Here is a 21,042-nt window from a genome sequence, read left to right as displayed (position 1 = left end):
TCTGGAAGACAGAGGCTCATAAACGGATAGGCTTTAACGCGCAAGCGACGGACTAGCGGAAACGGCTAATTTGCTCGAGGGCTTTTTCCATTTGCGTAAAGTCGGGTGATGCGTTTTCTATGGGTCGATTGGTGTTATCCATGTATTGATATTGCCCTCCTGCACCCACTTCTAAAATGGTGTCGTCGGTGACTAACGCATAGCCGCTGTAGTTTGACGATAACACCCAATCTTGACCGGGGTTTGGTGCAAGTAAGTCATGACCAATCGCATAGCTGGCCGGATCGGACGTTACGCCTAAATAATGCTTCATCAGGGTGGGCGCAACATCTTGGTGGCTGGTTAGCTGCTTGCCAGTATCTACCTGTTTTGCATCGATGCCGGGGCCGACCATCGCGAAAGGCACATGAATTTGTGGGTCAGTAAAGTTACTGTTATGTCCCCAAAAATTCAGTTGGTTGTCATTCATTTCTTGGCCGTGATCGCCAGTGAGAACCAGCAGAGTATTGTCGAACTCTCCGCTTTGTTTCAGCTCTTCAACCACTTGGGCAACCAAACTATCAACGTAACGCACGCTGGTCTTATAGCGATTGAAAAACGGTGTCGGATCTGTCTCGTTATTCAATTTGAGATAGTTAATTTCGTCCAACATCGGTTGATACTTGGGCGTAAAGTCCGCAGGAAAATCATAGCCATGTGGCGCATCGTAAAATAAAAACGAGAAGGTGGGACGATTGGGGTCACGCTGCTGGTGCCAACGGATCCAATCTTGGGTCAGATCTGCGTCTAGCTCGGCGGGAGAGTCGCCCTCAGAGCCGTTACGTAAATCGGACACCTTGGCAAACACGGTTTGGTTGAATTCCGGCTTTTCCAATTGCGCGGCGGTAAAAATACCCAATTGATAATCGAGTGCCTGCAGACGATCCATCAGGACCGGAGATTGCTGATTGGCAAGAAAGCTGTGCCAATAGGTGCCAGGCATGCCATAAAACAGGCCAAAAATGCCGGTACGGGTGGCGTTCCCCGTCGCAAGATGATGTGAATAGGTACGACCATTTTTCGCCAGTGCCCAAAGGTTGGGCGTGTTGTCAGCATTGAAGGTATCCGCGCGCCATGAGTCAACCACCAAAAACATGATGTTCACCGGCTGCTCAACCTCGGTCGTGCTCAGCGGTGAAAGGGGATAATTCAGGTCGGCTTCGCGATCTACATCCATGGCTTTTTGCCGTGCTAACGCTTGCTCATCAATCCAGCCGTTTTTACGCATCATACTGTTGGCGGTGGCTGGATAGAAAAGTGGCAAATAACGTTTAACCGTTGTCACAGGTTGGTACGCGTAGGCCGCAGCCCAGATATGAATCCCGTGGGTGGCGAGCAAGGTCAGAAACGTGAGCAGCGCAAACTTTTTGCCGACTTTGTGCTGGGAAGAAAAACGTGTCCGCGACAACGCAGCCAGAATTGCCCACTGCGCGGCGAGGCAGGCAACCACGCCACCTATCACCATCAGCCAAGTGATCAGCGGGAAGCTGACAATCTGCCCGGCGAGGATCAGATCTAGCACCATGGCATTGATATGAAATCGATACTGGGCAAACACGATGGTATCGATGAAAAGCGTGATCACACCCACCGAGGCAATTAAGGCGAGCAACGGTTGGCGCACCTTGGTTGGCAGCAATAGCAGCGGGAGTGTTACTAAGCCAACAATGGCGGCAAGTAAGGCCGTCTGGCTAAAGGTACTGACCACGATAAAGGTGATGCCAAGTGGCTCAGTGGGAAAGCTAGGTAGAAACGCAAAGTAGCGGCTGGCTATTGCCATCAACACAAGGGCGTTAATAGCGATGAACCAGCTATGTGTTTGAAGTCGCGATTTAAAAGACATGGTTTCTCATCACAGTTGAGTTAATTAATTGGCAACGTAACGGGCGCATTGCCGGGTGGTATGGTTATGTGTGTTATTGAATCAATGGGGCGCCAAAGTGATGCCATAAAATGGTAAGCCAGACCACACCCGCCAAAAGTAAACTGACAAATACCGCCGCAGAACCGATATCTTTGGCTCTGCCACTGAGCTCATGGCGCTCTTCCCCCACTCTGTCGACCACGGCTTCAATGGCGGAGTTAAGTAATTCGACGATAATCACTAACACAATGACGCCGAACATTATCAAGGATTCCGTCAGCGGTAATTGCAGCCAGAGTAATACGACTAGCGCCGCAGCCAATAATATAACTTCTTGACGGATCGCGGCTTCATGGTGATATGCCGCTTTTAATCCAGCCCAAGAATAGCCGGTGGCTTTAATGATACGTATCAGCCCTCGCGGCTTTTCTGAGGGGGATGTATTAGCGCCCATAAATACATTCTCGTAACAATTTAGTCGATAGGCTGGCATTTTACATTTAACCGAGCCAACTGCATAATCGGCGCGATAACTTAATTGGAATTTGTTATGCCTCTGTTTACTCACGCCCCGCGCTCCCTGTGTTTTTTACGCCTGTCTGCGATTGGCGATGTTTGTCATGCGGTGGCAGCGATTCAAGCCGTGCAGCGTCATTGGCCGCAGACGCAGATCACTTGGGTGGTTGGTAAAGTCGAAGCACAGCTTTTAGCCGGGCTTGATGGGGTGGAGCTGGTGGTGTTCGATAAAAAAGCGGGATTAGCAGGCATGCGTCAAGTTTGGCGGCAGCTGAAAGGGCGCCGGTTTGATGCGTTAGTACATATGCAGCTTGCTTTACGTGCTAGTTTACTGACGGTGGGGATCAGCGCGCGCTATCGCGTGGGGTTTCACCGCCACCGAGCGAAAGAGGGACAGTGGCTGTTTACCAATAAACGGATCCCCGATACTCAATCTTGCCATGTATTAGATAGCTTTTTTGCTTTTACCCAATACTTGGGCGTGCCGAGTACAACGCCGCAGTGGCAACTGCCACTTTGTGAAGATGATCATGCCTTTGCCAACGCGCAACTCGGTGACAAGCCTACTGTCGTGATCAGTCCTGCTGCGAGTAAAGATGAGCGTAACTGGTTGCCAGAGCGCTACGCCCAATTTGCCGACTACGCGGTCGGTAAAGGTTATCAGGTGGCACTCTGTGGTTCACCGGCGGCACGTGAAAAAACGCTGGCCGCCCGCATTATTGCCGACGCCAACGTACCATTGCTTAACTTGGTGGGACAAACCAGCCTTAAGCAATTAGCTGCGGTGCTCGCACGCGCCGATGCGGTGCTGGCCCCCGATTCTGGCCCCGCGCACATGGCGACCACGCAAGGCACGCCTGTCTTAGGCCTTTATGGCCATAGCAACCCGAAGCGGACCGGCCCTTACAACAATCTCGCGGATGTGGTCAGTGTTTATGAAACCTTTGCTGAACAGCAACATGGCAAGCCCGTTGAGCAACTGGCATGGAGCACTCGGGTGAAAGGTGATCATGTGATGGCTGCTATTGATACTCAGCAGGTGATCGACGCGTTTGAGACCATGATGGCGAAGCAATGAAAAAGGCCCCGCGGGGCCTTTGTGGTATCGAAGCCAGTACTAGCTGGCGAGTTGGCGCAGCACGTAGTGGAGAATGCCGCCATGGCGGTAGTAATCCCACTCAACCGCAGTGTCGATGCGGACGTTAACGTCAAACTCTATGGTTTTATCATCCCGCACCGCACACACTTTGAGGGTGGACGGTTCGCCGCTGATCTCTTCAAAATCGAACGTTTCCGTGCCATCCAACTCGAGTGACTCGACGGAATCGCCCTCTTTAAATTGCAACGGCAACACACCAAAGCCAACCAAGTTAGAGCGGTGAATACGCTCGAAGCTTTCAGCAATGACGGCTTTGATACCCAGCAAGTTAGTGCCCTTAGCGGCCCAGTCACGGCTCGACCCTGTCCCGTACTCTTTACCCGCAAGCACAACCAAAGGCGTGCCATCTTTTTGATAGCGTTGGGCCGCCTCATAGATGCTCATTTGCTCATTGGTGGGCAAATAGGTAGTCATACCGCCCTCGGTGCCCGGCGCCATATGGTTTTTTAAGCGCACGTTGGCAAAGGTGCCGCGCATCATTACCTCGTGGTTACCACGGCGTGAGCCGTAGCTGTTGAAGTCTTTTGGCTCAACGCCTTTAGATTTCAAATACTCGCCCGCCGGGCTATCTGGTTTTATCGCCCCAGCGGGTGAAATATGGTCGGTCGTGATCGAATCACCGACTTTGACCACACAGCGTGCGCCTTTGATGGGTTTCATCTCAGGCAGTGCCATGGTCATATCGTCAAAGTACGTTGGTTTTTTAACGTAGGTGGAGTCGGGCCATGAGTAAATTTCATCTTCAGGGACTGGCAATTTCCGCCAAGCGTCTGTACCGGCAAATACATCCGCATATTTGTCTTGGTACAGCCCTTCCGTCATCGCTGATTGGATGGTTTGCGCGACTTCCTGTGGCGTTGGCCAGATGTCTCTGAGGTAAACAGGCTTGCCGCTTTCATCTTGTCCTAATGGTTCTTTAAGGACATCCACATTCATATTACCTGCCAGTGCATAGGCAACTACTAATGGGGGCGAGGCCAAATAGTTGGCTTTCACATCTTGGTGAATACGGCCTTCAAAGTTGCGGTTTCCGGAGAGTACGCTGGTCGCGAGCAGGTCGGCAGAGCGAATGGCTTCTGTGATCGGCTCAGGTAGTGGCCCAGAGTTACCAATACAGGTGGTACAGCCAAAGCCGACGATGTTAAAGCCAAGTTCGGCAAGTGGCTCAAGTAGGCCCACATTTTCTAGATACGCAGGCACCACCTGTGACCCAGGTGCGAGAGAGGTTTTCACCCAAGGCTTGGTGTTTAAGCCACGCTCTCGTGCTTTTTGTGCCACCAGCCCAGCGGCGACAAGCACGGCCGGGTTCGAGGTGTTGGTGCAGGAGGTGATCGCGGCGATCACAACGGCACCGTGCTCAAGCGTAAATCGCTCACCTTTGTAGTCGACTTCTACTTTCCCTTGCTCACGAAGACTGGGGTTATCGACTGCGGTTTGCCCCCCTTCACTGGCAAAGCTTGCAATCACATTATTAGACGCCGCTTGTTCTTTTTCCAACAGCTGATCGAATTGGGTTTTGGCATCGGTTAATGCAATTCTATCCTGTGGACGTTTGGGACCCGCCAGGCTTGGCACCACATCACCCAGATCGAGATGGAGCGTGTCACTATAATCAGCCACCGGTGCATCGTCATCACGCCACAAGCCTTGTGCTTTAGCGTAGGTTTCGACCAGCGTGATTTGCTCATCGGTGCGGCCTGTCAGGCGCATATAGTTGAGTGTTTCAGTATCAATCGGGAAGATGCCACAGGTTGCACCATACTCTGGCGCCATATTGGCAATGGTGGCGCGATCAGCCAGCGGCAATTTGGCGAGCCCGGGGCCATAAAACTCAACAAATTTACCCACCACGCCACGTTCACGTAGCATTTGGGTAACGGTGAGTACCAGATCCGTTGCCGTGGCGGAAGCTAGTAGCTCGCCTTTGAGCTCAAAGCCGACCACTTCAGGAATAAGCATGGTGATAGGCTGGCCGAGCATCGCTGCTTCCGCTTCGATACCCCCTACGCCCCAACCAAGTACACCTAAGCCATTGATCATGGTGGTATGTGAGTCAGTGCCCACCAGCGTATCTGGCATGGCTAACTTGTTACCGCCTTGCTCTTCCACTAACACACCGGGTGCTAAATACTCGAGGTTCACTTGGTGGACGATCCCCGTACCAGGTGGTACGACGCGGAAATTTGAGAAGGCTTGCTGGCCCCAGCGCAAAAATTGGTAGCGCTCGCTGTTACGCTCGAACTCAATCTCGGTGTTTTTTTGCAAGGAATCAGGGTTGCCGTAATCATCAACCATCACTGAGTGGTCGATGACAAGATCAACCGCACCAAGCGGGTTGATTTTGGCTGGATCACCTTTCAATTCGCGCATGGCGGCACGCATCGCCGCTAAATCAACCACCGCGGGTACACCAGTGAAGTCTTGAAGCACGACGCGAGCAGGCGTGAAGTTCACCTGATCTTGTCCTGCTTTATCAGCTTGCCACTGGCAAAGTGTGCGAATGTCGTCCGCGGAGACGTTCTTGCCATCTTCTTTACGTAGCAAGTTTTCCAGCAGCACTTTTAAGCAGTAGGGTAAACGACTGATCTCGAAATTGTCGGACAGTGCGTCCAAGCGGTAATAGTCGTAGGTTTCACCATTGACATGTAGAGTACGTCGGGTGTTGAAACTATCTGGGTGTTGAGATGGGTTGCTCACGGATGCCTCCCCTTGTCCGTTATTGTGAATAAGAGAGGCGACCTTGCCTCGAAGGCTGTCGCCTCGCTCGGGGGATTGCTTGATTTTACTGCACTATTGTAAATGGGGTTTTGATGAAGTTAAAGCGTCGTTATCACGGTATTTCCAATCACTCCCATCGGCCATGCCTTACTGCGTCAGGGGAGGGGCTGTCTTCCTCTCGGCGATGGACTGGGCTTTCCCACATGATGAATCAGGCCACGCGGACGCCCTTCACGGTCAAAAAACACATTCGGACGATGTTTACCCACTAGCCGCGCCCATACCCCTTTTATTGCGGTGAGTAGCATTAAACGTAGAGGAAAACGAGGGTGAACGTCTTTTGCTGTTGGGGTAGAGCGTGCATCTTGACCTTGCACATACCAGCGAACCGGGCCGATTTCTTCTTCATTATCTCCTTCAATGTGATAGCAAGCACTCACTACGCCAACAAAAGGAATATCGGCATTAATCGTATTGGCGATAGGCGTTTGGCAACAGCGAGTATACCAGCGGTATAGGCCTCGTTCGCCCAGCCTTAAACAGGTTAATTGATCTCGGCCGCGATAAATACGGAGCTGCGCTGGCGTAATTTGTAGCACTTCTGTGCCGCCGCCGGGCTCGAGTTCAGTGTGGTAGCCTAGTGTTTGCGCATAGGTTTGACAATCACTGCAAAAGCAAACACAGCGTTGGCTTTTTTGTGCATCAATGATCTCTCCCGTCATTTGTCCACATGAACACTGAATGGCAAGACGTGCCATATTGTTTCCCCCAAGCTGCAGAGTGTGTCTTACCAGTATAGCGCGAATTGTGAGCTCAGACGGTTGCGATAAAACGGATAGACACAGCCACAAACGGGCGGAACCTTATCTATAACATCCTGTTTTATCACTAATGGCAACTTTTCGTGACAGAAAAGCGGCGAGGTGGTGATTTAAAATGTTGCTAATGGCTTTCATGTTGGTGATTAATGCTGATGTTTAATAATTGTTAACTTTGGGGTTGGAGGTTTTCAATAGCTTAAGGGTTATCAATAGCGGATAATTCTGATTGATGTTTTTATGGTCGACAAATCTAGGGTTGAGTCTGGAAATAACAGGGGATTTAGTTAAATATAACATGTAACGCATTTGTTAATATTGTATCTGGCAACGGCCCTGGCATCAATGCGTGCGTCGGTACAGATAAAAGGAGAAAGCCATGAATACGTCTTCATTACTCATGCAGCTCAATCAACTGGACGATAATCATATCAAGCAGCTTCAACCCTCGTTTGATAACCTTCCAGGCACCTCACATGCTGATGGCGGCTTTCGACTTCGCCGTTACTCGGTGGTCCACGTTTTTGATGGAGGGGTGGAAAAACTTCCCCCTCGACCGTTTATGCAAACCTCGGATATCAATGAGTTCCAAGGCGATGTGGCGAGGACGTTTGAAGATATTGAATCAGAAACCGTGCAAAAGCCCGGCTTTCATGCCATGTGTCGTACTTTCCGCGATATGTATCAGTTAAGTGACGATAACGATATTGAGATCCACCAAATTCGTATTCAGGCGGACAATCAGTCGGTGCAAGTCGCCCCAGAGGGCGTTCACCAAGATGGGTTCGATCATATCGCCATTGTGAGCGTTGGCCGCGATAATATTGATGGCGGTGATTTCCAAGTATTTAGTCATAAAACCAGTGCCCCTTTGTTTAGTTTGCCGCTGGCACCGGGACAAATGGCGGCACTTGATGACCGTACATTGTGGCATTACGCTGAGCCGATTACGCCCGTTGATAACCAGAAATCGGGCACCATGGATGTATTTGTACTCACAGCAACAAGGAAGTAATGATGACACCAGCAGGTTTTTCGCCCCACGCTGTTCGAGGGCATTTTCCCGCGCTCGCTCAAGTCATTGAGGGACAGCCCGTTGCATTCTTTGATGGGCCTGGGGGGGCGCAAGTACCCCGCGCAGTGCTTGATGCCATGGTGGATTATTTAGGCCACTACAACGCTAACCTAGGTGGCCAATTCTTCTCTGGTCGCTACACGACCGAGCTTATGCAGCGCGCGCGTGATGTGGCAGCGACCTTTGTGAATGCCGCATCGTCAGAAAGCATGGTATTCGGTCCGAATATGACCACCTTGACCTTCTCGTTGAGCCGCGCAATTAGTCGCGACTGGCAGGCGGGAGATGAAGTGATTGTTTCGGCACTCGATCACTATTCAAATGTATCTAGCTGGCAACAAGCGGCGCAAGACAAAGGCGCGATCGTGAAACAGGTACGTGTTGATGAGTCGACGTATTCTATCGATATGACACACCTTGCCAGCTTGATAACCGATAAAACCAAGTTGGTTGCGGTTACGTTAGCCTCCAACACCACAGGCAGTCTGGTCGATGTGGCAAAAGTGGTGGAGATGGCGAAACAAGTGGGCGCCAAAGTGTATGTGGATGCGGTGCATTATGCGCCTCATCATTTGGTGGATGTACAAGCGCTCGGATGCGACTTTCTTGCCTGCTCGGCGTATAAGTTTTTTGGACCCCATGTTGGTTTTGTCTATGTCTCGCCTGAGTGGGTACAGACGTTAAAACCGTACAAAGTGGAACCTGCGACTAATCAAGGCCCCGGCCGATTTGAAACGGGCACGCAAAGCTTTGAGGCGATAGCGGGCTTTATTGCGGCGGTTGACTATCTTGCGCAATGGGGCGACCCGACGTCATCGCTGCGAGAAAGACTAGCGGCAAGCTATGCGCAGTATCAAGCGCATGAGCAGGCATTATCAGCACATTTTATCCAGTTGATGCGCGCATATCCCAAGGTACGCATCTATGGCATTACTGACGATAATCAGCTCGACAAACGCACGCCAACGTTTGCGATACGCATAGAGGGAACAGAACCGGCTGAGGTTGCTCAAGCACTCGGCGAGCAAAATTTTTGTGTCTGGAATGGCCATTTTTACGCTCAGGGCTTGTGTGAGCAGCTTGATATCTTAGAAAAAGGCGGTGTGATCCGCATCGGTATGATGCATTACAACACACTTGATGAAATTGACCGGCTACACCAAGCCTTATTGCCATTTATTAACGATTAAACGTCTCTTCTATTTCGAGCGGCCATTTTGGCCGCTTTTTTATATTGGTTGGTCAGTGCCAGCGACATTTATTTCGCCGTAAGAAAAATGTGAAACGTTAGCTGGCGCATAGGCGAAAACGAAACAGAGCGTTAAGATAACTGCCGTTTAACTGTCCAAGAAACCATTCAAAAAGAAAACAAGGCGAGAGAGATGACTGAAGAGCAATACGCCTTTTGGCACCAGTACCTTGCGACTCTGCCAACTCACCAGCGGCCAAGTGACGATATGGTGGTAGTCGATACTTTAAGCCACCATACCGTCAGAGCCAATGAAGTCGCGACATTGGTGAGTTTGAATAAAAAGAAAGCGCACTGCCGGTTGCGTAGTTCTTTGGAAGAGAAAAATGCGGTGATCCCGCAAAAAGGACATTATAAGATTGTCCTTAATGGTCACCAGCGACCCGTTTGCATCGTCAAAACCACACAGGTGAGCTATTGCCCGTTTAATCAAGTGAGCGCCGAATTTGCGGCACGTGAAGGGGAAGGCGATGGCTCTTACCAGTGTTGGCACGAAGCGCATTGGGGCTATTTTTCCCAGTACGCTAAAACACACGGCCTGCATTTTGATGAGCACTCGGATGTGGTGCTTGAAGAGTTTGAGAAAGTCTATCCACTCTAACTATCAAAGCCGCGCTGAGCGGCTTTTTTGATGACTGCCGTCAGTGCGATAGGCTTACTCACCGATATCCAAATTAATCTCATCGGCCCATGGCATGTCTGGCAGGGTGTCTAAGTTGGCTTCATAGCGGGACAGGGTAAATTGCCCGTTGTGATGGCTAACATCATAGATCTCAACCATTAGCGCACAGGCAATATATTCGATGGCTTCATCGCGCGAATAGCCGGTCATACGCAGGCGCATCAAGGTTTCTGCTACCTTTTTAGGGTCTTGGTCGGCGACCTGGTTCTCAACCACTTCAATCAAGTTAGCGATACTAGTACTGGTTTCATCTTGCATGGTATTGCTCGTTATGGGTGACGGTGACGCCATACTAGGAGATGCACGACAAAGAGGCACGGATTTTTTATCGACAGATGAAGTCACTGACTTCATTTAGCGCATTCAATATGTTAATGATAACCATTATCGAAATGGCATGGCGAAATAAAAGGATGTGATCATGGCGAAAACACGTATTGAAAAAGACAGCATGGGTGATGTGGAAGTGCCTGAGCAGGCTTTGTATCAAGCACAAACTCAGCGTGCGGTGAATAACTTTGCGGTCAGCGATCAGACGATGCCCGAGGACTTTATTCGCGCGTTAGCCATGGTGAAATATGGCGCCGCACAGGCGAACGAGTCTCTCGGGTTATTAGATAGCAAAGTGGCTCGCGCAATCTGCGAGAGCGCACAAGACATCATAGCGGGCAAATATCTGGATCAGTTTCCTGTTGATGTGTTTCAGACCGGGTCGGGCACCAGTTCGAATATGAATATGAACGAGGTGCTGGCTACCTTAGCTTCAGAAAAATCTGGTGAGACGGTTAGCCCTAACGATCATGTCAATATGAGCCAAAGCAGTAATGACGCAGTGCCCACGGCGATGCAGATCAGTGCGACGTTAGGGTGTGAGCAAAAACTGTTACCTGCACTTGCTCATTTGCGTGATGCGTTACAGGAAAAGAAACAGTCAGTTGGCCACATCGTTAAAACGGGTCGTACCCATTTGATGGATGCCATGCCTGTCACTATCGGGCAAGAGCTAGATGCTTGGTCTCAGCAAATCGAGCACGCGATGGTACAAATTACCCAAAGCCTGTCATCGGTACGCGCACTGGCTCAGGGTGGCACCGCGGTGGGAACCGGGATCAATGCTCATCCATTGTTTGCCGAGCGTTTTGCCGAAGCGGTAGCCGCGCTGACCAAGACGGGCTTTACAGCCAGTGAAAACCCATTCTTTGCCATTGGTAGCCAAGATGCGTTGGTTGCGCTTCACGGCCAGCTAAAAACCACCGCCGTGGCAACCATGAAGCTGAGTAATGACTTGCGCTGGATGAGCTCCGGCCCACTCGCAGGGCTGGGTGAGATCGAGCTGGAAGGGTTGCAGCCTGGCTCATCAATTATGCCTGGCAAGGTCAATCCGGTTATTCCTGAGTCGGCGGCGATGGTATCAGCTCAGGTGATGGGCAATGACACCACAGTGACGGTGGCAGGTCAGTCAGGGAATTTTGAGCTTAACGTGATGTTGCCGGTGATTGCCGCGAATGTATTGCAGAGTATCAATTTACTCGCAGGATCGAGCCGCGTTCTGGCCGATAAAGCAATTCGCAGCTTTACCGTGAGAGAAGATAACCTGCAAGCGGCATTATCGCGTAACCCTATTTTGGTCACCGCCCTCAACCCCGTTGTCGGGTATTTGAAAGCGGCTGAGATTGCCAAGAAAGCGTACCAACAAGGTCGCCCGATCCTCGATGTTGCCGAGGAAGAGACCGAGCTGGATCGAGAGAAGCTCTCGCAGCTGCTTGATCCGACCAAGCTCACTAAAGGCGGCATTGCGGAATAGCGCGCCTCACTCTGCCGTGTTGGGCGCAACCACGACGCGATTGCGCCCAAGACTTTTGGCGGTATAAAGATAGTCATCGGCACGGTCAAACACTTGCTCCGGATGGCTGTCGCTTGGCTGGCTTTCAGACAGCCCACAGCTGACTGTATAGGTGAGCAATTGATTGTCAAACTGTGAAGTATTCGCCGCAATACGTTGGCGAATACGCTCGGCAATATGATAGGCATCGTCACTGGTGGTATTGCGGAAGATGATGACAAACTCTTCCCCACCATATCGAGCCACCAAATCGGTTTCGCGAACGGCGCGTGTGATTTCAGCAGCAACATCTTGCAAGACGCGATCGCCGGCGGAGTGACCATATGTGTCGTTAAATTGTTTGAAGTTATCGACATCAATGACCGCGACCGTATAAGTGTACTGCGTTCGCCGAGCGCGTTCGTATTCAATCGCTAATTCAGGCAATAGGCCGTAGCGATTAACGGTGCCCGTCAGTGGATCTAGGCTGGCTTTTCGTTGCCAGCTGTCTCGTGCTGCAACGGCATTTTTATATTCCATCACTTGGATGGAAATACTGATGCTGGCCAGTACGGTGGTAAAGATAAAAATAAGCAGTGCTAACACGCCGTCATAGAGGTTAGGGATCGCGAATGCGCCCATATCGAATGGTACCATTAAGATAGACACGGTGATTAAGCCACAAAGGCCAACCAGAAGCGTACGCCAATGGCCGGAGAACGCGATATAAATCAGCAATGCAAGCTCGATGTAGATTGCGCCTGGAAACACAGAAAAACTGATGAGTGTGAGTACCATAATGGCAGTGACGTAGCCCACGTTTTGCCAACTGAGTTTTGACCAGTTGATCCCCAACCTTTGCCAAGCGGTGTACAAGCTGACCCAAAGCAGTGTTGATGTGGTGTAAGTCATCATGAATTCAATGGTCAAGAATTGTAGTCGTCCGTGAACTAACTGATCATCGATATAAAGCGGGATGGCGACAATGGCCATCATTGCTATTGCGGGGAATAGGCATCCAACCAGCACAAACCGAAAAAGGGCCCGTACTGTATCCAGGCAATGGGGATAATATTTTTGCCATAGCCACGCGGAGAGCGCCGAGGCGAGTGTTAAAAATGTACCAAAAAAAATCCCTGTCGCGAGATGGAGCGACTCGATGCGGGCGATGGCGGCTAGACCGTGGCCAAGAGAGCCGGCGAGGATAAGCGGGAGTAACATCCCCATTCCCAGATGCCGGAATAATACCACCGCAAGGCCACTGGAGATATTGAGCAAGGTGACCGTGTGGACATCGAGTATCGCGGATAAATAGCGCATATCCAGCCAGACGATTGCCCCGTAAATGAAGCTCCACAACAAAATGCGGCGAGCGGAAGGTAGAGAGAGCCCCAGTAGCATGTCACCTCTGCGTCGTGCGATACAATAGGATATAAACGTGATTGATAGCGGCAGTACGGTTCATGATCAGTATAGCAGAGCCAAAGTAGGGCTCTGCGTTTTCAGCGGGGCAGGTACTATTTAATCGAGCTTTTTTAACGCGACGGCATTCATACAAAAACGTAAGCCAGATGGTGGGGGCCCGTCAGGAAATACATGGCCAAGATGCGCGTCACAGGTCGCACAGGTGGTTTCAATCCGTGTCATCCCGTGACTGCCATCTTTGTGGTAGGCAATGGCATTATCTTGCACCGGATGCGTAAACGAGGGCCAGCCTGTACCTGAATCAAACTTTTCATGCGCATCAAACAGCAAGGTGCCGCAGCATGTACACCCATAGCGCCCTGGCTCAAAGAGCGTACACATGCCTGAGCTGAACGCGCGCTCTGTGCCTTTTTGGCGGGTAACACGAAAGGCTTCTTCACTGAGTTGTGCTTGCCACTCTTGGTCTGTTTTCTCAACCCGCGACGGCGGCGCGAGATTACCGCTTTCACTTCGAGCGACGATGTCTTGCCATGTCAGCATGATGTCGTTCCTCTTATTGAACGGGCGGCTGCCCGTGCTACAAAACGCGTAGTGTTATGAATCTTATTGCTCAATGCAAGTAGTACGGTTTGTTTCTCGTGACTCGATCATGTTGATAGCGTACCAATTCCCCACTTTAACTCATCATCTTGGTCGTCTTTGACTTGGTCTCGATAAGCCTCCAAGTGTTGTTCAATCAAATCATCGGACTGAGAGAAAAAGGCAATGTGAAAAATAGCATCGCCTTCATTAACCACGGGCAGCGTTTGTTGCCCGATGAGAATACCACTTTGTGGCGCGGTGACTTCTACCTCTCGACTACCGGCAGGGTCAGAAATAAGACCAATCACTTGGTGCTTGGAGACCATCTCACCCAGGGCAATATGACTGCGGAAAATGCCATCGGCATCGGCACGCACCCATCGGGTTGCTCTGGCTGTGACGGGCTTGTAAGGTAATTTCCGCCGCGACTGACGCAGCATACCCAAGTGGCGCATTACGCGGATAACGCCCCTGACCCCTGCGTTAATTGCGTATGGCTCAAAGCGTAGAGCTTCACCGGCCTCATAGGTGATCACCGGAATGCCAATTGCCTCTGCCTCTGCGCGTAAGGAGCCGCCCCTTAAGGCGGCGTCGACAACCACAGGGGCGGAAAATGCGGTCGCCATCGCCCCCGCTTCTGGGTTATCTAAATTGGCGCGGATTTGCGGCAGATTGGTGCGGTGGATAGCGGCGGTATGCAAATCGATCACATGGGTGCATTGGCTAATCACTTCATTAAACAGCTGATACGCCATGCGCCCGGCAATTGAGCCACGTTCAGAGCCCGGAAAGGAGCGATTCAAATCACGCCTATCCGGCAGATAGCGAGACTTGTGAATAAAGCCAAATACATTAACAACGGGAATGGCAACGATGGTTCCGCGTAGTTTTTGTGTGTCGGTTCTCGCCATAATTTGGCGAACAATCTCGATACCATTGAGCTCATCGCCATGAATGGCCGCACAGATCAACAGTGTAGGGCCCGATAGTTTGCCGTTAAGAACCTCTATACTCACGTTAAGTGGGGCGTGGGTATAAAGCTTGGCGATTTCCAGCTCTAGGCTAAGGCGGTCACCTGGGTTAACGGTCTCGCCCCCGATGTCGATAGCATTGTTTCTTTTAGCCCTTACCACGAGTTCGCGTCCTCTTGGCATTAGCAGTCTTTTCGATGTATTCCACCACCATACCTGCGACGTCTTTCCCGGTGGCCTTTTCTATGCCCTCTAACCCCGGTGAGGAGTTGACTTCCATCACCAAAGGGCCGCGCTCGGAGCGCAGTAAATCGACCCCAGCGACATTGAGTCCCATGGCTTTAGCCGCAGCAATGGCGGTTCGACGCTCTGCCGGTGTGATCCGTACTAAGGTTGCGGAACCACCTCGGTGTAAATTGGAGCGAAACTCCCCTGGCTGGGCTTGACGTTTCATCGCGGCGATGACTTTGTCACCAATCACAAAACAGCGAATATCGGCGCCGCTGGACTCTTTAATATACTCCTGCACCAAAATATCAGCTTTTAAGCCCATAAAGGCTTCAATCACGCTCTCTGCCGCTTTTTTGGTTTCGGCGAGAACCACACCAATGCCTTGCGTGCCTTCGAGCAGTTTGACCACGACGGGGGTACTGCCAACCATCTCCAAGAGATCTCCCACATCGCCGGGTTTGCTGGCAAACCCAGTATGCGGCATGCCAATGCCTTTGCGTGACAGCAATTGCATTGATCGCAGCTTATCTCTCGAGCGGGTGATGGCGACAGACTCATTAACGGGAAAAACCCCCATCATTTCAAACTGGCGCAACACGGCACAGCCATAGAAAGTCACCGATGAGCCAATACGAGGGATGATGGCTTCAAACCCCTCCAGCTCCTCGCCAGCAAGATGAATCGACGGTTGGGTGGAGTTAATGCTCATGTAACAGCGCAACGCATCGATGATTTTATACTCATGACCGCGTTGCTCGCAGGCCTCAATCAGGCGCCGTGTGGAGTATAGGTTTTTATTCCGAGACAGGATGCCGATTTTCATTGTAGTTAGGACTCCTATTTGCCGAGCAGGAATGAATGCATAGGATCGACAATGACGTTGCCTGTCATCGCGGTACGACCTAACAGCATACGAAAGCGCATGTTATCGCGTGCGGTGAGTGTCATCTCTATGGGATAACACAGTTCACCGGCTTTGAGTGTGGTCTGAATCACATAGCGAAGTTGCTCGTGCCCGCCAGAGTCGCGTACGACACGGCGTGCAAGCACGGGCGCTTCCGCTTGAATAACATGTTCGTCATCACCTTGGTGAGGGTGGATCCAAAAACGAACCCAAGCAGCGCCTCCTTTTTCAAATTCTTCAATTTTGAAGGTATGTAAGCATGAAGTACGCGCGCCCGTGTCAATTTTGGCCTTTATACGCGCAATATCTAGGTCTGGGAGGCTAATCCATTCGCGCCAACCCACACACACTTTTTCCGTTGATTGAACCGGCATTGTTATCATTACTCGTTATTGCTCTGCCTTGCTTTTACCATAGAAGTGATAGCGGTTATTCGTGGTAAGAATCTGAAAAATCAGCGATGATATGTGATAGCCATCGCACACTGGAAGTGGCACTATCTTGGCATATAGGAGACTGGTTGAGAGGGACGCCCTGCCGAGGTGGATCGCTGGGTTTCTGTGCACATGATGACCGTGGAGAAGGGAGTACCATGCAAACAAGTGATAGACAAGAAGTGATTGATGATTTGCTGTCAAAAGTCGATCAAGATGCGCCCGAGACGATACAAGAGATAGAGCAAGCACACGGTGTGGATAGCCTTGCTTTGTTATTAGAAGCCTTACCTGTTAGCGATCGTGTGGACTTTTGGGAGCAACTCTCTCCCTCGGTACAGCTTCCTGTGTTGGCGGAGATGCGCGATGACGCAGGCGAAGCGGTTATCCGTGCCGTTGATGAGACACAACTACATGCGCTGTTCGCTGATCTCGACGCGGACACTTTGTTGGAACTGCAAGATGTGTTGACCGAACCGCTGTTAGAGGAAGCGCTCGGTCGGATGGACTCGGAGCAAAAGCAGCGCTACGCCTCTGCGCAACAATATGCGGATAATCAAGTGGGGCATTGGTGTGATCATCAGCCCTTAGTGGTGCCTGCCAAAACCAAAGTGAATGTCGTGCTGCGTTTACTGCGCCGGGTGATGCCCAAATATTGCGATCATGTCTTCGTGGTCGATAGCCGTGGCATTTGGGTAGGAGCCGTCCCCATTCACAAGCTATTTGGGGCTGACGGGATATTAAAAATCAGTGAGTTGGTCCGTGAGCAGTTTCCTAGCTTAAACGCACGTGATGATATTTATACCAGCGCTGACAAAGTCGCGAGCAGTGAAGAAATTGCGCTGCCTGTGCTGGATGACGGTAATATGTTGATTGGGCGACTCGATTTGGGCACGGCGTATGAGATGCAAGCGGAACGGGCTGAAGCGCAAATCATGGCCACGGCTGGTTTGGATGAAGATGAAGATTTATTCTCCCCGGTGATGAAAAGTGCGCGTAACCGTGCGTTGTGGCTTGGGGTTAACCTCATGACAGCCTTTCTCGCGTCATGGTTTATCGGTTTATTTGAAGCAACGCTGCAGCAGGTTGTCGCGCTGGCGGTACTCATGCCCGTGGTCGCATCCATGGGTGGGATTGCCGGTAGTCAAACCTTGACGCTGATCGTACGAGGTCTCGCGCTGGGGCAGATATCCAAAGCTAACCTAAAGCCGCTGTTGAGTAAGGAGTTTAAAGTGGGGTTGCTCAATGGCGTACTCTGGGCGCTGGTGATTGGGGCGATTGCCGGTTATTGGTTTGAAAGTTGGGGGCTCGGTGCGGTGATTGGTGCCGCGATTGTCGCCAATATTATCAGTGCGGCATTGGCGGGGATTTTTGTGCCAGTGTTATTAGGGAAGTTGAAGATTGATCCGGCTCTGTCAGGCTCAGTGATCCTAACCACGGTGACCGACATCGTTGGTTTTGTCGCCTTCTTAGGCCTAGGGACCTTGTTTTTGCTGTAAGGTTTATCGGGTGTGCTGCGTTACTCAGTGAATAGCGCTCGTGATAACCACGAGCGCTTTATTTACATTAAGCGGGGGGTGAAGGCGTGGCCGCCTCTGTTGCTGGTAGCTCGGCTTTTTCGCTCAGCTTGCCATCGGCGGCGGGGAGCAGCTTTTCACAATAAAGTGTCATCACATCCTCGCGAATGAGCTGCTCTAATTCAGCGGCGCGCTCTGTAGGGCAAAACAAGCGTACATGTACCAACTGTTCACCGGTTTCCGAGTGAGATAGGTAGATATGAGGCTCGGGGCCGGGAAGGTCGACACCAGCATGACGTTCAATAACATGATTGTAGCGCCGAGCAATATCCATAAAGTCTTCACTGTGATCGTCAATTCTGGCCAATAATGCAGGGATATGAGGATAAAGGTTAATATCCCCACGGATCACCAGATGAAAATGGTGATAGACATAGCGCTTCATAAAATTGAGGTTTTTGACCGTGGTGGTAAAAAACAAACTGTTCGGTAATGTTGCCGTTTTTCCTGTATAGCAGTAGTGGCCATGATGGGTGTCTATTTCTTGAATCTTGGTGGCCATCAAGTTGTGCTCGATCACTTCCCCACGAGAGTTACCCACTTCAATCCAATCACCGATGCGAAATGATCGTGAGCTAGCGCGTTGAATGGAGCCGGTAAAGCACAAAATAATTTCTTTGGATGCCACCACGACAGCCACCGCAATAGCGGTTAGTGAAAGTGCGAACTCACTGATTTCGGTATTCCAAAACAGGAACAAGAATAGCAGCAGTGTACTAAATGCTCCGTTTTTTGTGCGAGACATCCACTTACGCTGGTCCTCACTGAGAAAATTACTATCGCCGCGAATACGACGTAGGATAAGGCGGCGAATAATGCTGACAACGACAATAACCCCAATGGTGGTCAGCAGTTTATTTTCGACCAACAGTTGGGCGATGTTTTTTAACTCAGATAACACGATCGATCCCATAATTGTCCCAGCAAGTTTGGCGCTATTCTGCCCCGTTATTAGACAAAATAAAACGTAAACTTACAAAAAGCCCTTGCGTTGGCAAGGGCTGAGCTGTCTTAACAAAGTAAGGCTTAGAGCATTGGACGACGAAGGGTTAAGTACCGATTACGCCACCGTCCTCTTTGGTGATCATGATGACCGAAGAGCGAGGAATGGCGTCACCGCCGGCAGGGAAGTGGGCACCTGGATGTTGCACGCCCACAAACATGGTGCGTGAGTCAGGAGTGAAGGTCAGTCCCGTGATCTCACACGAGGTGGGGCCAGTGAGGAAGCGACGAATTTCGCCCGTTTGCGTGTCGGCACATAGCATTTGGTTATTGCCCATGCCCGCAAAGTCACCCTCGTTGGAGTAATCACCGTCGGTTTGAATCCAAAGACGACCGGCACGATCAAAGCCTATACCATCTGGGCTGTTGAACATATTGTCTTTGTTGATGTTATCAGTACCTGCCATTAACCCAGATTGCTTCTCAGGGTGACCGGCCATCACGAAGATGTCCCACTCAAAGGTCGCCTGAGTATGATCGCCTTGGGTTGGTGCCCAGCGAATAATATGGCCATACGGGTTTTTGGTGCGTGGGTTGGCCGCATTTAATGGTTGGCTGTCTTTCACGCCACGGTACTTGTTATTGGTGAGGGTGCAGAAAACATGCTTGTTGTCGGCGTGCACGGCGACCCACTCAGGACGATCCATGGTGGTCGCACCCACCTGCGTCGCGGCTTCGCGGGCAAAAATGAGCACACTGGCTTGGTCGGGAAAGCCGTTTTCAGGGGTCAGGCCATTTTTGCCAAAGGTGAGCGCTAACCACTCTCCTTGGCCTTTTAGCTCGTCGTCACTGCCAGTAAATTTCGCGACATATAAGGTGCCGTTTTCGAGCAAATCGCGATTAGCGCTACCTTTACTCGGATCGTATTTTCCGTCAGAGACAAATTTATACAGGTGCTCGCCACGTTCATCATCGCCCATATATACCACGACATGGCCATCATCATTCACTGTTAGCGCGGCATTTTCGTGCTTAAAGCGGCCCAGTGCACTGCGCTTTTTCGGGGTTGAGTTGGGATCCATAGGGTCAATTTCGACCACCCAACCAAAGCGATGGGGCTCATTGGGGTGTTTGGCGACGTCAAAGCGCTCGTCGTGTTTGTACCAGTCGTATCCCCAATCGGTATCGCTGATGCTATAGCGCTGATAGGTTTTACCCAAGGTCACGGTTTTTTCGCTGGCAAAATAGCCATTAAAGTTTTCTTCGCAGGTGAGATAGGTGCCCCAAGGCGTTTCGCCGTTGGCACAATTATTAAAGGTGCCGAGGATCTTTTTACCCGAGGGATCAGCTGCGGTTTTAAGCAGTGAATGGCCGGCGGCTGGGCCTGTCATTGCCATCTCCGTATACGCGGTAATACGACGGTTTAAGCGCCCTTGCGGGTTCACCGTCCAGCGGCCATCAACTTTTTTTAGCTCGACCAAAGAGACGCCGTGTGCTGCTTGTGATTTACGCGCATCATCGGCTGAGATGTTTTTACCGCCGTGCGTAAACAGAAACTCATCGTTGATATACTCGTTATTGACGGCGAGTAAGGCGCGATCATTGGCGAGAGGGAAAAATGTCATGCCATCATTATTGTCACCAAACTGTTGTGCTTGGGCGCTGGCATCGTTTTGCTGCGAAAAGGCGGGGGCATTGGCAAAGATAGGATCGCCCCATGATACCAGTACCTCCGCTTTGTATCCTTCGGGCACAGTGACGGTGTCAGCCGTCGAGGTTGGGATGGCTTTAAAACCGAGTAATTCACTTTTACTCAAGCTGCCAGCCACAGCCTTTGCAACTGGGTTAGCGGCGAAAAAAGCGACGGTACTTGCCGCGCCTGCGCCTTGTAAAAAGCGGCGACGGCTCACGGCGGCGTCAATAAAACGGTTGAATTCGGGTTCCGCATCCAGCGGACGTTGGTCAATATGCTTGCTCACGACAATTTTCCTTTCTGTTCGTTATTGTATTGATGTTTAGGCGAAAGCGATGCTC

The 21,042-nt window shown here is 51.0% G+C and carries 18 protein-coding genes; 6 read left to right on the top strand and 12 right to left on the bottom strand.

Features of this window, described 5'->3' with window-relative positions:
- Positions 1–52: 52 nt before the first annotated feature.
- Both BZG74_RS05100 and BZG74_RS05095 read right to left on the bottom strand, forming a co-directional pair.
- Positions 53–1,882 (bottom strand): DUF3413 domain-containing protein, encoded by a 1,830-nt coding sequence (locus BZG74_RS05100; RefSeq protein WP_077771627.1) that lies wholly within the window; start codon positions 1,880–1,882, stop codon positions 53–55.
- 73 nt (positions 1,883–1,955) lie between these two features.
- Positions 1,956–2,357 (bottom strand): diacylglycerol kinase, encoded by a 402-nt coding sequence (locus BZG74_RS05095; protein ID WP_046075502.1) that lies wholly within the window; start codon positions 2,355–2,357, stop codon positions 1,956–1,958.
- Between the two features lie 96 nt (positions 2,358–2,453).
- On the opposite strand from BZG74_RS05095, the gene BZG74_RS05090 reads away from it, so the two are divergent.
- Positions 2,454–3,497, top strand: coding sequence for a glycosyltransferase family 9 protein (locus BZG74_RS05090; protein ID WP_077771626.1), 1,044 nt, complete (start codon positions 2,454–2,456; stop codon positions 3,495–3,497).
- A gap of 39 nt (positions 3,498–3,536) precedes the next feature.
- Here BZG74_RS05090 and acnA read toward each other — a convergent pair whose 3' ends face one another.
- Positions 3,537–6,275: an aconitate hydratase AcnA gene (acnA, locus tag BZG74_RS05085; protein WP_077771625.1), complete on the bottom strand. Its 2,739-nt coding sequence runs from the start codon at positions 6,273–6,275 to the stop codon at positions 3,537–3,539.
- Positions 6,276–6,451: 176 nt separating this feature from the next.
- The gene (locus BZG74_RS05080; protein WP_077771624.1) at positions 6,452–7,054 is read right to left on the bottom strand and encodes a DUF6151 family protein; all 603 of its coding nucleotides are present in this window, start codon (positions 7,052–7,054) and stop codon (positions 6,452–6,454) included.
- A gap of 439 nt (positions 7,055–7,493) precedes the next feature.
- On the opposite strand from BZG74_RS05080, the gene BZG74_RS05075 reads away from it, so the two are divergent.
- The 3 genes from BZG74_RS05075 to BZG74_RS05065 all read left to right on the top strand — a co-directional run bounded on the left by BZG74_RS05075 (position 7,494) and on the right by BZG74_RS05065 (position 10,039).
- Complete coding sequence (locus BZG74_RS05075; RefSeq protein WP_077771623.1) at positions 7,494–8,129, top strand: 2OG-Fe dioxygenase family protein; 636 nt, start codon at positions 7,494–7,496, stop codon at positions 8,127–8,129.
- Positions 8,130–8,131: 2 nt separating this feature from the next.
- Positions 8,132–9,379: a cysteine desulfurase-like protein gene (locus BZG74_RS05070; RefSeq protein ID WP_077771622.1), complete on the top strand. Its 1,248-nt coding sequence runs from the start codon at positions 8,132–8,134 to the stop codon at positions 9,377–9,379.
- A gap of 192 nt (positions 9,380–9,571) precedes the next feature.
- Positions 9,572–10,039, top strand: a complete 468-nt coding sequence (locus BZG74_RS05065) for an ASCH domain-containing protein (RefSeq protein WP_046075497.1) — start codon at positions 9,572–9,574, stop codon at positions 10,037–10,039.
- Between the two features lie 54 nt (positions 10,040–10,093).
- Here the strand turns inward: BZG74_RS05065 and BZG74_RS05060 are convergent, their stop codons facing one another.
- Positions 10,094–10,378 carry a hypothetical protein gene (locus BZG74_RS05060; protein ID WP_077771621.1) on the bottom strand — a complete coding sequence of 95 codons (285 nt, stop codon included), beginning with the start codon at positions 10,376–10,378 and terminating at the stop codon, positions 10,094–10,096.
- A gap of 163 nt (positions 10,379–10,541) precedes the next feature.
- On the opposite strand from BZG74_RS05060, the gene BZG74_RS05055 reads away from it, so the two are divergent.
- Positions 10,542–11,924 (top strand): class II fumarate hydratase, encoded by a 1,383-nt coding sequence (locus BZG74_RS05055; RefSeq protein WP_077771620.1) that lies wholly within the window; start codon positions 10,542–10,544, stop codon positions 11,922–11,924.
- A gap of 6 nt (positions 11,925–11,930) precedes the next feature.
- Here the strand turns inward: BZG74_RS05055 and BZG74_RS05050 are convergent, their stop codons facing one another.
- The 5 genes from BZG74_RS05050 to BZG74_RS05030 form a co-directional block, all read right to left on the bottom strand.
- Positions 11,931–13,343, bottom strand: coding sequence for a GGDEF domain-containing protein (locus tag BZG74_RS05050; RefSeq protein ID WP_077771619.1), 1,413 nt, complete (start codon positions 13,341–13,343; stop codon positions 11,931–11,933).
- Between the two features lie 120 nt (positions 13,344–13,463).
- Positions 13,464–13,907, bottom strand: coding sequence for a peptide-methionine (R)-S-oxide reductase MsrB (gene msrB, locus BZG74_RS05045; protein ID WP_077771618.1), 444 nt, complete (start codon positions 13,905–13,907; stop codon positions 13,464–13,466).
- A gap of 107 nt (positions 13,908–14,014) precedes the next feature.
- A complete protein-coding gene (locus BZG74_RS05040; protein ID WP_077771617.1) occupies positions 14,015–15,103 on the bottom strand; it encodes a succinylglutamate desuccinylase/aspartoacylase family protein in 1,089 nt (362 codons plus the stop codon).
- Positions 15,069–15,974 carry a 30S ribosomal protein S6--L-glutamate ligase gene (gene rimK, locus BZG74_RS05035; protein ID WP_077771616.1) on the bottom strand — a complete coding sequence of 302 codons (906 nt, stop codon included), beginning with the start codon at positions 15,972–15,974 and terminating at the stop codon, positions 15,069–15,071. The genes BZG74_RS05040 and rimK overlap by 35 nt, the downstream gene beginning before the upstream one ends.
- A gap of 14 nt (positions 15,975–15,988) precedes the next feature.
- Positions 15,989–16,429, bottom strand: coding sequence for an ATP-dependent zinc protease family protein (locus BZG74_RS05030; RefSeq protein WP_046075491.1), 441 nt, complete (start codon positions 16,427–16,429; stop codon positions 15,989–15,991).
- A gap of 218 nt (positions 16,430–16,647) precedes the next feature.
- Between BZG74_RS05030 and BZG74_RS05025 the strand changes: the two genes are divergently transcribed.
- On the top strand, positions 16,648–17,988 hold the full coding sequence (locus tag BZG74_RS05025) for a magnesium transporter (RefSeq protein WP_077771615.1): 1,341 nt from the start codon (positions 16,648–16,650) through the stop codon (positions 17,986–17,988).
- 67 nt (positions 17,989–18,055) lie between these two features.
- On the opposite strand, the gene BZG74_RS05020 is transcribed toward BZG74_RS05025, so the two are convergent.
- On the bottom strand, positions 18,056–18,967 hold the full coding sequence (locus BZG74_RS05020) for a mechanosensitive ion channel family protein (RefSeq protein ID WP_235605706.1): 912 nt from the start codon (positions 18,965–18,967) through the stop codon (positions 18,056–18,058).
- A gap of 148 nt (positions 18,968–19,115) precedes the next feature.
- The gene (locus tag BZG74_RS05015; protein ID WP_077771613.1) at positions 19,116–20,987 is read right to left on the bottom strand and encodes a PhoX family protein; all 1,872 of its coding nucleotides are present in this window, start codon (positions 20,985–20,987) and stop codon (positions 19,116–19,118) included.
- Positions 20,988–21,042: the final 55 nt, after the last annotated feature.

Origin of the sequence: Salinivibrio sharmensis, from assembly GCF_001995985.1 — a bacterium.
Lineage (GTDB): Bacteria > Pseudomonadota > Gammaproteobacteria > Enterobacterales > Vibrionaceae > Salinivibrio > Salinivibrio sharmensis.
Note: the sequence above shows the minus strand (reverse complement) of the source record. Positions and strands in the feature narration are given on the sequence as shown.